Here is a 954-nt window from a genome sequence, read left to right on the forward strand (position 1 = left end):
ACTACCCTCGCCCGCGGGCAGCCGGGCCACGCCTTCGCAGACGGTTCCGGGCATCTTCACGGCCGTGCCCACGGTCACCGCGGCGAGCACGCCGATGGCGTCGTGGCAGGCATGGGGAATGAAGCTGCGCGTGGTCAGCGCGCCGCCATGCACGGGCGGCGCGATCAGCGTCATCTTCGGGTAGTTCTTCTGCGTCACATCGCCCAGGCCCATGCGCAGCGAAATCTGCAGGCGCAGCGCTTCGATGCGGCGCTTGAGGTCGGTGTCCGCATTCATATCGGCCACGCTTTCCTGGCCCGTGCGGCCGACGTCGGCGGCGCGCAGGATCACCAGCGGCATGCCGTTGTCTATGCAGGTCACGTCGAGCGTGAAGTCGTCAAAGCCTTCGCCCGTGACGGTGATGCGGTCCTTGGCGTTGCCCGTGGGCAGCAGGCCCGAGCAGACCGAGCCGGCGGTGTCGAGAAAGCTGATGTCGACCGGAGCCGACTGGCCGGGCGCGCCATCGATGCGCGCCGTGCCTTCATAGGAGATCTGGCCACCCGGCGTCTGCACCGTGATGTCGGCCGCCATGTCGGTGTTGAGCGTGAGCACGCGGAAAGTGCTGGTCTCGCCGCGCGCGCTGAGCATGCCGGTCTCGAGCGCGAACGGCACGACGGCGGCGAGCATGTTGCCGCAATTGGGCGTGGTGTCGACCGTGTCCTTCTCGGGCTGGAGCTGGGCGAACAGGAATTCGAGGTCAATGCCTTCACGCTGGCTCAACGACACCATGCCGACCTTGCTGGTCAGCGGATGCGCGCCGCCTATGCCGTCGATCTGGCGCCTGTCGGGCGAACCCCGCGCGGCCAGCAGCACCTTGTCGCGCGTGGGCAGGTCCTGCGGCAGGTCTTCAGCGCGAAAGAACGGGCCTTTGGACGTGCCGCCACGCATCAAAAGGCAGGGAATTGCCGTTTGCAT

General features: G+C 67.4%; 1 protein-coding gene. It reads right to left on the bottom strand.

Going from position 1 to position 954, the window contains the following annotated elements; all coding sequences use genetic code 11:
• On the bottom strand, window positions 1-954 hold a 954-nt coding region (locus tag D3H34_RS33015), incomplete at both ends, for a 4-oxalomesaconate tautomerase (protein WP_119558899.1).

The organism is Acidovorax cavernicola (genome assembly GCF_003581445.1).